Genomic DNA, 10,023 nt, shown 5'->3' with positions numbered 1-10,023 from the left:
AGAAAACATAGCGCACCTGATTATTTATACCCGTCCTACCTGCATCGTAAAGTTGTTTGGGTAATGTGCTGCCGATGTGGGCAGCAGTAAATAAGCCTAAGACAAACAGAGCAGCTCTGGGCTGCTCTGTACTTGTCTGATCAGTGGCTATTCTAACTTAATCTTCGAAATAGGTATAACCATAAACACCTGATTTCAATTCATCCAGCAACGCCTCTTGCTTATCGCTACTCATCTCCAGCTTAGCCAGTTGATTGCTATAGGAAGTAAGCAGTTTAGTAGCGTCAAACTGCACATAGCGCAGCACGTCAGCTACCGTGTCGCCCTTGATAATGTTGGTTAGTTTGTAGCCGCCGTCGTCGGTCAGTTCAACATGCACGGAATCGGTGTCACCAAACAGATTATGCAAGTCACCAAGGATTTCCTGATAGGCGCCCACCATAAACATGCCCAGTAAATACTGTTCATCTTCTTTATATACTGGCAGCGGCAGACTGGACTCGATGCCATTGCCGTCGGCATAGCTTTTTAACTGGCCATCAGAATCGCAGGTAATATCCTGAATAATTGCCCGGTGGTCCAGCGGTTCCAGCATCCGCTCCAGCGGCATTACCGGGAACAACTGATCAATACCCCAGGCATCCGGCATCGACTGGAACAAGGAGAAGTTAACGAATAATTTATCGGCCAGTTTTTCATTTAATTCGTCATGAATAGCCCGGTGCGAGCGTGCGGACAAATCTAAGTTAGCCCGTACTTTATTAATGGTGGCAAAGTAAATTTGCTCAAGCAATGACCAGTCTTGCAGGGTCAGTAAACCGTGCACATACTGGGCGTGTGCATCCGTAAAGTAGTGAATGGCATCGTGATAAGCCTCAATAGCTGAACGCGGTGTCACATTCTGGTAGGCTTCCCATAACCCTAAAATAACTGTTGGCGCATCGTCACTGGGTTCCGGTAAATTGACTAAGCCAGGGGCTCGCTCAATATCAATAGCATCGGTTACCAGCACGGCATGGTGTGCCGTCATCGCCCGGCCTGACTCTGTAATAATGTTCGGGTGCGGCAGGTCGTACTCGTCACACACTTCTTTTAAACCGTTAACTACGTTGCGGGCATATTCCATCATGGTGTAGTTCATCGAGCAGGCTGAGCGTGATTTCGAGCCTTCATAATCCACCCCTAAGCCACCACCGACATCAACGGTGGTGATGGGCACACCCAGGGTTCGCAACTCGGCATAATGCCGGGCGCATTCACGAATCGCGTTATGAATGTCGCGGATATTGGCAATTTGCGAACCGATATGAAAATGCACTAATTGTAATAAGTCGAGCTTACCGGCAGCACGTAGTACCTCGATGGCCTGCAATACCTGAGTGGCAGTTAAACCAAACTTGCCTTTCTCACCACCGGTGTTTTGCCATTTACCCTTACCCACTGAGTTTAAACGGATCCGGATACCAATACGGGGTGCTGCATCTAAGTTATCTATCTCGCGCAGCAGGGTTTTTAGCTCAGATAGTTTTTCTACCACCACATACACGGTGTGGCCCATCATCTGGCCAATGGTAGCCAGTCTTAAAAATTCACTGTCTTTATAGCCGTTACAGACAATTTGCAGCGGTTTTTCGGTAACGCCTAAAATGGCCATCAACTCAGGCTTACTGCCGGCTTCCAGACCTACTTTGCCACTTTCGTGGCTGATCAAGCGTTTAACCACAGAAAACTGCTGGTTCACTTTAATCGGATAAACTGCAGTGTACTTGCCCTGGTATTCTTTTTCGGCTTTGGCATTCTTAAATGAAGTAATCAGGGTATCAACCCGGTGCTGCAAAATATCGGTAAAGCGCACCAGTACCGGCAGGGTCAGGCCTTCTTCTTTAAAGCGGTTAGTCAACTCCGGGAAGCTGATGCCTGCTTTGCTATGATCCTGATCCGGATAGGCAATTAAATTACCTTTCTGATCAACATCAAAGTAGCCTTCACTCCATACGGCAACGTTATAAATTGAACGTGCTTTTTCAATACCCCAATCAGCCATTACGATTCCTTAAATATTTCTCTGTCAGATAGTGTAAAGCCTATGCCGTTGCACTGCAGCAAAAAACGATAAAAATTTGTTTGTTGCCGCCCATACAGGCAAAATATGCGGCCTATACGTATAAGGGGAATAAAGATGTCAGTATTTGATGACAAAAAGTGGTTAACTGAAGTATTTGCCGACAGTGGCAGCGTATTTGGCCTTGCCATTACCAAAAAACTGGATGAAGTACAGTCGCCATTCCAGAAAATTGCGATGTATGAAACCAGCCATTTCGGTAATTTAATGGTTATTGATGACGTGATCATGCTCAGTAGCCGTGATAACTTTTTGTATCATGAAATGCTCAGTCATCCAGTGTTATTTACCCACCCCAATCCGAAAAATGTAGTGATTATCGGCGGTGGTGACTGCGGTACGTTGCGCGAAGTACTGAAACACCCCGGGGTAGAAACGGTTACTCAAATTGACATAGATGAGCAAGTGACCCGGATGGCTGAAAAGTATTTCCCGGAATTATGTGCATCCAATAATGACCCCCGTGCCAATTTACAGTTTGCTGATGGTATTCAGTTTATGCGCGATGCTGCAGCAGGATCGGTAGATGTGATTATTGTTGATTCGACTGACCCCATTGGACCGGGCGAAGGGTTATTTAACCGGGCCTTTTACGCCAGTTGTCTGCAAGCCCTGCGCGCAGGCGGTATTCTGGTGCAGCAAAGTGAGTCGCCACTAATCCATATGCCGTTGCTATCAGCAATGCGTCAGGCGATGAGCGATGCAGGTTTTGCCGCGCTGCAAACGCTTAACTTTCCACAGATGGTATATCCTTCCGGTTGGTGGACATGCACCTTGGCGCGAAAAGGCGCGGCATTCAATGGCTTTCGCGAAGCGGATGCGCAACAGGCTGCTTTTACAACAGAATATTACAATGTTGATATTCATAAAGCCGCCAGTGCTCTGCCAAACTTTATGAAAAAAGCGTTACAAGCCAGCTAATGTGCAAGGTGAAGTAGCCAAAGCAGCTTAACGCCAGCGGCTAACCCAAAATAAACTTCAAAGAAAGCTTGCTAAATTGGCAAGCCTTTTGTACATTTATTGCTCATAAAAAGGGTGAAGTAATATGAGATACTTGTCGTTATTGTTTTTTGGGGCGTTTTCAGCGCAGGCGACGGTGTATAAATGTGAAACGAATGGCGTGGTTGAATTTAGCCAGTTTCCATGTGCCAAGGATGCTGAAGCAGTAGATATGCGGCCGGTTGGTACGGCCTTGTCAGGTACACCTGGTGAATTTAAGCAGCAGGTTGATGCCGTCAAGCGTAAAAGCAGGTTTGTCGAGTTTCAGATAGCGAAACTTGAGCAAGAGAAAACACTTGCATTGGAAGAACTTAAAGCCGAGCAATACAAATTAATACGCAGCTTCCCGCGGGCAGAAGATGTGGCGGCAATCGCTCAGAAAATCGAGCGCACCGAACAACGGTTTGCCGAGCGGATCAGCACAGAGCGCGCTACGTTAAGAGGATTGCAGGCGCAGGCAGTGTCGCTGGAACGGCAATACGCCCAGAATCAGTAAGTAAAGCAACACCGTTATCAAAAGCCCGCTAACCAGCGGGTTTTTGCGTTTTAGCTTGTTCGCCTGCTAAATCCATCCACCCATCCGGTAACGCGACGCATTTTACCATCTCCTGGATATCCGAGCCGGCATGCTCAATCCTGGTAACAAGCTCTGTTTATTGGCTGGCATTAAGATAGAAATTCACTTGAAAACAGCAATTGTAATAATTTGTAATGGTAATGTGATTGTTGCCAATTGTATGCTACACATTTGTGGCTGTCTGAGCGGCAGTACCAACACAAATAAAAAAAGGAAGCATATGAATACGTTATTCAAATATTCACTTTGTGCGCTGGCCGTAAGTTCCACCTGTTATAGCAATGCCAGTTTCGGCCAGCAGAGTTCAATGGAAGCAGCGCCACAGGTTGAGAGAATTGAAGTTACCGGTTCGCGGATTAAACGCAATGATTTGGAAGGCGCAGCACCAATAGACGTTATCAGCCGTGATGAAATTGCTAAATCGGGCTTTTCGAATTTACAGCAACTGTTGGAAAGAACGCCGGTTGCCGGTACAGGTACTTTTTCTACCCGCGGCAATAATCAGGATTCCACCGCAAATGGTGGTGCAGCGATCAGTTTAAGGGGCTTTGGCTCTGACGCCACCCTGGTGCTGATCAATGGTCGGCGGGTAGCAGTCAGTGCTTTTGCTGAAAATATTGCCAACTCTTTTGTCGATATTAATTCTATTCCGGTTGCTGCAATTGAGCGGATTGAAATATTAAAAGATGGTGCATCCGCAGTGTATGGTTCGGACGCTGTTGCCGGCGTGGTTAATATTATTTTACGGAAAGATTTTGATGGCGCCGAACTTAGTGTCAGCCATGGTGGCACCACTGGGCCATCCTATGATGAAACCTCAGCAAGCCTGGTATGGGGCACTGAGAGCGATGATGCCAATGCAACGTTAATTCTGGATTATTTTAAAAACACTGTCATTACTGGTGCTGAGATGGGCCGCTTTGGCACTGCGAACCAGGCACCTTATGGCGGAAATGATTTTCGTTCATCACGTGGTTTTCCTGGTAATTTTATCGTAAATGGTGAAACCCGCATCGACCCTGGGTGCCCGGCGGAGCGAACCTTTGGTCAAACTTGTGTATTTGATTATGGTCCTTTTGGCATGGTGGTTCCGGCCGCAGAGCGGGTAGGGGCAATTTTTCAGGGAAGTCAGCGCCTGAACAGTGATATGGAAGGCTACGTTGAATTGGCAGTGCAACATAACCGTTCACAGGCAGCGGGTGCAGCAACGCCACTGGATGGCGATGCTGGATTAACAGTTCCTGCTTCGCATCCAAACAACCCATTTGGCGAAGATATTGCGATCAACCGTTTTCGCACCGTAGATGCCGGACCACGGACCTGGGATATAGAGTCTGATTCATTACGGCTAGTGGTAGGTTTGCGCGGCCAGTTAAAGAATTGGGATTGGGATGTCGCTGCCCAGAAAGGACGAAGCGAGTCAATGCAGACCGGTAGCAAGCAACAGGGCTGGGTACGCACTGATTTTCTGCAAGAGCAAATTAACCTGGGTAACTATAATCCATTTGGCGGCACCATAAATTCGCCAGAAGTTATTGATCAAATTACTACATCGTTAGTACGTCGTGGTGAGTCACATATTACGTCTTATGATGCGAGTATCAGCGGTGAAGCCTTTGCCCTGGGAGAGCAGATGGTCTCAATGGCTGCTGGGGTGGAATATCGTGAAGAAGATGCATTTGACCAGCCGGATGATCAATTTCAGCGTGGTTTAATCTTCGGCACTGAGTCTGTCTCGGCTCAGGCACAACGCGATCAATATGCGGCGTATATTGAGTTCCTGGTACCAGTATCAGATGAGCTTGAGTTTACGGTAGCTGGCCGCTATGACCATTACAGTGACTTTGGATCGACTACCAACCCGCAACTAAGCATGAAGTGGCGGCCGCTGGACAACTTTACCGTGCGGGCCTCATTCGGTCAGGGTTTCCGCGCCCCGTCATTGGCGCAAATTGGTTTGGGGCCGTCGCAAGAGTCGGTATTTTTCACTGATACCTTTCGCTGTCCCACCATTGACCCGAGCAATCCAGCTTGTGCAGCAACCGATTACACCATTGTATTTGTTGGTGCTGAGGGCTTGCAGCCCGAAGAATCTGAAACCTTTAATCTTGGTTTTGTCTGGCAGGTAAATGAAGAATTTGATGTCACGGCGGATGTCTGGAGCATTACCCAGGATAACAAAATCGATAAAAATGATTTTGAAAATGTTTATAATGCGCAATGTAATAATCAGAACAGCACTGTTTGTGTTCGTTTAGATCCTTTGCCTGGACAAACCCTGGGTGAGTTATCCCGCTTATTTAACAGCTATGTCAATGTTAGTTCGCAGGAAGCAACCGGTATAGACCTTTCTACCTCATACCTGTTGGCTTTGCAGGACATGGGGCAAGTGCGCTTTAATCTGGACTGGTCTTATATTAATAAGTTCGAGAAAAATGGCATCGATTACGCGGGTGAATACAACTATCCGCAACATCGTTGGTTAGCCGCCGCAGACTGGAGCCATGGCGACTGGGGTGTTGTAACCAGCCTGAGCTATATTAGTGAGTTTGAAGATTATGCGCCGCCAAGTGAGGTGGAGAGCACATCAACACGTTCAATTAGTGCGCAAATGCTGCTGGATGTGCAGCTGCGCTATAATCTGAACGACAAAACCCAGTTTGTACTTGGAATGAATAATGCCCTGGATGAAGATCCGCCATTTGCTATTGGTGATGGTGATGCCGACCTATACGGTTATGCATCGCGGGTACACAATCCTCGTGGCCAGTTCGTGTACGGCAAAGTCAGTTACCGGTTTTAATCAACGTAACTAATAAAAAACAGCGCCATCAGGCGCTGTTTTTTATTAAATCACATGAAATATTGCGTTGAATCGAGCGATTGCTGTTTATTCAACGATAGGTTCGATATGGATCTCTACCCGGCGGTTTTGTGCGCGGTTAGCATCAGATGTATTTGGCACGGCCGGATAATTAGGGCCATAACCCTGAGTTTCCAACCTGACAGATTGCACGTTCTGCGCCATTAAATAGTTTTTGACGGCATCGGCACGCGCCATCGATAGATTCATATTGTACTGATACGGGCCGGTATCATCAGTATGACCGGCAATCACCAGCATGGTTTTTTCGTAATCACGAAGTACTTTGGCGATATCATTAAACACCGGATACAAATTCGATTTAATATCTGAACGATTGATATCAAAAGTAAGCTGAGCTGGAATTTCTAATTTTAAAATGTCGCCATCGCGAATCACTTTTACGCCTGAGCCGCTAAGCTCTTCACGCATGGCTTTTTCTTGTTTGTCCATATAGCTGCCAACGGCAGCACCTGCCAAAGCACCTACAGCGGCGCCGATGACCAGGCGTTTATCTTTGTGGTTGCCGGTAGCTTTACCCGCAATAGCACCGGCAACAGCGCCAATAGCAGCGCCCTTTGTGGCATTAGACTGATTAGCACAGCCGGCTAATGTCATGCTGGCAACAAGGGTCGTAATGGCAAAAGACATAAACTTCATAGTTGGCTCCTTAGATTAATGAATTGAGCTTAACACTGTTCTCTGAATTGCCGCTGAACTTAATTATTCACTTAAGTGTATTTGTCTGCTTACTATCTAACTCAATATCCTATGTAGATTTTATGTAAATGGAATTCCCTTTCGCTTATTTTTTGGGTAAGGTAGCAAAGTTTTGTGGCTTGCAAGCATGGCTGCCAGGGTAATAAACAGTCAGGATAAACTGTGATGATAATAATAATTCGTTGTTTTTGTTTGTTTTTTGTATTGGGGATCGGCCAGTTAGCGCACGCTAACGTGTATAAATGCACGGCAGCAGATGGCAACGTGGTCTTTCAGGGGGCACCTTGTATTTCCGGTGATCAGGCCCAGATTGATATGCTGTTCGGTGAACAGGAGGCGCGCGAGCAGCTGCCTTTGCTGGAGGGGAGCTGGTGTGAGCTGGGTACCTCTGAAGTACTGGACGGAACGATTTACCGGGATGAGACACTGAGTAAAACCTGGATATTTGCTAAGCATCAGATGACCCAGCATATTCAGCAGGGCCAGCGCCAGGACACCTTCAATTATAATATCCGCCAGCAAACGGGTAACTTTGTAATTGATCACCCGGCTTTTGGCAGTGGCCAGGTAAGTTGGCGCGTGCGTCATCATACCGAGCAAGAGCTTATTATTGCGGCGTACGGCAATTTTACTCACCTGACTGCGGGTGAATGTACTGTTGCAGTGGCGCGTAATTAAATAACAATAGACATGTAGACGCCTAAATCGTAAGCTGCTGCCAGTGTTAAGCGGGGGGTGTTATGGCTTTTGCGTTCTGGCGTCGTATTGTTATTAAGGTAGGCAGTGCGTTAATTGCGCCCTCTGCATCAGGGTGTTCCACCCGTTATTTGTTAACCATTGCGCATTTTATTGCACAGTGCCGGCTGGCCGGTACAGAAGTGGTGCTGGTCTCCTCAGGTAGTGTCGCTGCCGGGCGCAATGCCATTGTTGCTAAGCAACACCCCTTACCAATCAATATTAAGCAAGCCATGGCTGCAGTAGGTCAAAGCCGGATGATGGCCAGCTGGAGCCAGCTATTTGACTTTGACTGTGCCCAGATACTGCTTACCCATGATGATCTGCAAGACCGCCGCCGTTACCTGAATATTGATAATACACTGCGTACCTTGCTGGCCAATCAGGTGTTACCCATTGTCAATGAAAACGACTCGGTGGCCACCGCTGAATTAAAAGTGGGCGATAACGATAATCTGGCGGCATTAGTTGCCATCGTGGTGGATGCTGATGCACTGCTGATCTGCTCTGATATTGATGGTTTATACACAGCGAACCCGAGGTTGGTGCCAGACGCATGCCATATTGCTGAAGTGGCCCAAATTACCAAAGAGATTTATGCCATGGCGGGGGGGAGTCATCATGCCATTGGCACCGGTGGTATGCTGACAAAAATTCAGGCGGCGGACAAAGCCACCAAAGCCGGAATAGATACCCTGATCATTAACGGACAGGATGCCAACAGCTTTAGCCGGCTTCTGAATGGCGAACCCTCTGGTACCCGCTTTATCCGGCAGCAGGAAAGGCTTAGTGCCAAAAAGCATTGGCTGCTAAATAGTTTAAAACAACATGGCACCGTGCATGTTGATGCCGGCGCCTGTGCCGCTTTGCAGCAAAAAGGTGCTTCGTTGCTGGCCAGTGGTATTGTCAGTTGCAGCGGCAGCTTTGAAAAAGGTGATGCGGTACTGATTACCGGCCCACAGCAACAGCCGCTGGCAAAAGGGATCAGTCAGTACAGCGCTTACGAACTGACAAAAATACTGGGGCTGCACAGCGGCCAGATCGCTGCGGTATTAGGTTATTGTCCCAGTGAAGAGGTTGTACACCGCAACGATTTAGTGCTGCTAAACTAACCAGGTACTTGCTGATTTACTTTACCGGGATAAAAGGAGCGCTAATGAGGCTGGCGATTGTAGGGGGGGGCATTAATGGCTTATCCAGTGCCTGGCAACTGGCGCTGGCGGGCCATCAGGTAACCTTGTTTGAGCGTGACACACTAATGGCGGCCACCAGTAGCGCCTCGTCTAAATTATTGCACGGTGGGCTACGCTATCTGGAGCAAGGTGAGTTCCGCCTGGTGCGGGAAGCACTGCAGGAGCGGCGCTGGTGGCTGAAAAAAGCACCGCAGCTTACCCGGCGCCTGCCTATTCTCTATCCTATCTATGGTGATTCGCGCCGGGCCCGCTGGCAACTGAAAATAGGCTTATGGCTATATGATACCTTTGCCGGGCGCAAAGGCATCGGTCGTCACCGCTGGCTAACGGCGGCACAGACCTTGCGTTGCTCAGCACATTTAAACGCTGATGGTCTTAAAGGCGCCTACCTTTTTTTTGATGGTCAGATGGACGATCAGAAACTGGGGCTGTGGATGGCCGAGCAATGCAGCAAAGCCGGAGTGCAACTTTGCGAACATGCTGAGGTACTGCAGGTTGATACCAATGGCGGGGTGAAGCTGAACAGCGGCTGGCAGCAATTTGACCGGGTGATTAATATTGCCGGCCCCTGGAGCCAGCAACTGCTTAAGCAGTCAGGTTTAGCTCAGCAGCCGCTGGATTTAGTGCGCGGCAGTCACTTGTTGTTGCCGGCAATCAGCCGTTATGGCCATATGCTAGAGGTACCTGGCGAAACACGTATTGTGTTTGTGTTGCCTTATCAGGGCAATACGTTGCTGGGTACGACCGAAGTGCGGCAGCAACTTACCGACCCTATTACCTGTTCTGACGAAGAACGAGACTATCTGTTAAACGT

8 protein-coding genes are annotated in these 10,023 nt (G+C 48.1%); 6 read left to right on the top strand and 2 right to left on the bottom strand.

The window, feature by feature from the left end:
* Nucleotides 1–157 precede the first annotated feature (157 nt).
* Nucleotides 158–2,044 carry a biosynthetic arginine decarboxylase gene (speA, locus tag ABY802_RS14515; RefSeq protein ID WP_372627844.1) on the bottom strand — a complete coding sequence of 629 codons (1,887 nt, stop codon included), beginning with the start codon at nt 2,042–2,044 and terminating at the stop codon, nt 158–160.
* 135 nt (nt 2,045–2,179) lie between these two features.
* On the opposite strand from speA, the gene speE reads away from it, so the two are divergent.
* From speE to ABY802_RS14500, 3 genes are all read left to right on the top strand, one after another.
* Entirely contained in the window at nt 2,180–3,043 is an 864-nt protein-coding gene (speE, locus tag ABY802_RS14510; protein WP_372627843.1) for a polyamine aminopropyltransferase, read from the top strand.
* 124 nt (nt 3,044–3,167) lie between these two features.
* A complete protein-coding gene (locus ABY802_RS14505) occupies nt 3,168–3,617 on the top strand; it encodes a DUF4124 domain-containing protein (RefSeq protein ID WP_372627842.1) in 450 nt (149 codons plus the stop codon).
* Nucleotides 3,618–3,918: 301 nt separating this feature from the next.
* Complete coding sequence (locus tag ABY802_RS14500) at nt 3,919–6,501, top strand: TonB-dependent receptor (RefSeq protein WP_372627841.1); 2,583 nt, start codon at nt 3,919–3,921, stop codon at nt 6,499–6,501.
* A gap of 87 nt (nt 6,502–6,588) precedes the next feature.
* Here the strand turns inward: ABY802_RS14500 and ABY802_RS14495 are convergent, their stop codons facing one another.
* Nucleotides 6,589–7,221, bottom strand: coding sequence for an OmpA family protein (locus ABY802_RS14495; RefSeq protein WP_372627840.1), 633 nt, complete (start codon nt 7,219–7,221; stop codon nt 6,589–6,591).
* Between the two features lie 225 nt (nt 7,222–7,446).
* On the opposite strand from ABY802_RS14495, the gene ABY802_RS14490 reads away from it, so the two are divergent.
* From ABY802_RS14490 to ABY802_RS14480, 3 genes are all read left to right on the top strand, one after another.
* Complete coding sequence (locus ABY802_RS14490) at nt 7,447–7,959, top strand: DUF4124 domain-containing protein (RefSeq protein ID WP_372627845.1); 513 nt, start codon at nt 7,447–7,449, stop codon at nt 7,957–7,959.
* A gap of 62 nt (nt 7,960–8,021) precedes the next feature.
* A complete protein-coding gene (proB, locus tag ABY802_RS14485) occupies nt 8,022–9,128 on the top strand; it encodes a glutamate 5-kinase (RefSeq protein ID WP_372627839.1) in 1,107 nt (368 codons plus the stop codon).
* 44 nt (nt 9,129–9,172) lie between these two features.
* Nucleotides 9,173–10,023, top strand: an 851-nt coding sequence (locus ABY802_RS14480; protein ID WP_372627838.1) for an FAD-dependent oxidoreductase, incomplete at its 3' end; no start/stop codon positions are given.

The sequence above is a fragment of the Arsukibacterium sp. genome (assembly GCF_041616895.1).
GTDB lineage: Bacteria > Pseudomonadota > Gammaproteobacteria > Enterobacterales > Alteromonadaceae > Alishewanella.
Note: the sequence above shows the minus strand (reverse complement) of the source record. Positions and strands in the feature narration are given on the sequence as shown.

Coding starts and splice junctions, on each gene's coding strand:
- speA (WP_372627844.1), bottom strand. CDS start 2,044: ATGGCTGATTGGGGTATTGAAAAAGCACGTTCAATTTATAACGTTGCC.
- speE (WP_372627843.1), top strand. CDS start 2,180: ATGTCAGTATTTGATGACAAAAAGTGGTTAACTGAAGTATTTGCCGAC.
- ABY802_RS14505 (WP_372627842.1), top strand. CDS start 3,168: ATGAGATACTTGTCGTTATTGTTTTTTGGGGCGTTTTCAGCGCAGGCG.
- ABY802_RS14500 (WP_372627841.1), top strand. CDS start 3,919: ATGAATACGTTATTCAAATATTCACTTTGTGCGCTGGCCGTAAGTTCC.
- ABY802_RS14495 (WP_372627840.1), bottom strand. CDS start 7,221: ATGAAGTTTATGTCTTTTGCCATTACGACCCTTGTTGCCAGCATGACA.
- ABY802_RS14490 (WP_372627845.1), top strand. CDS start 7,447: ATGATAATAATAATTCGTTGTTTTTGTTTGTTTTTTGTATTGGGGATC.
- proB (WP_372627839.1), top strand. CDS start 8,022: ATGGCTTTTGCGTTCTGGCGTCGTATTGTTATTAAGGTAGGCAGTGCG.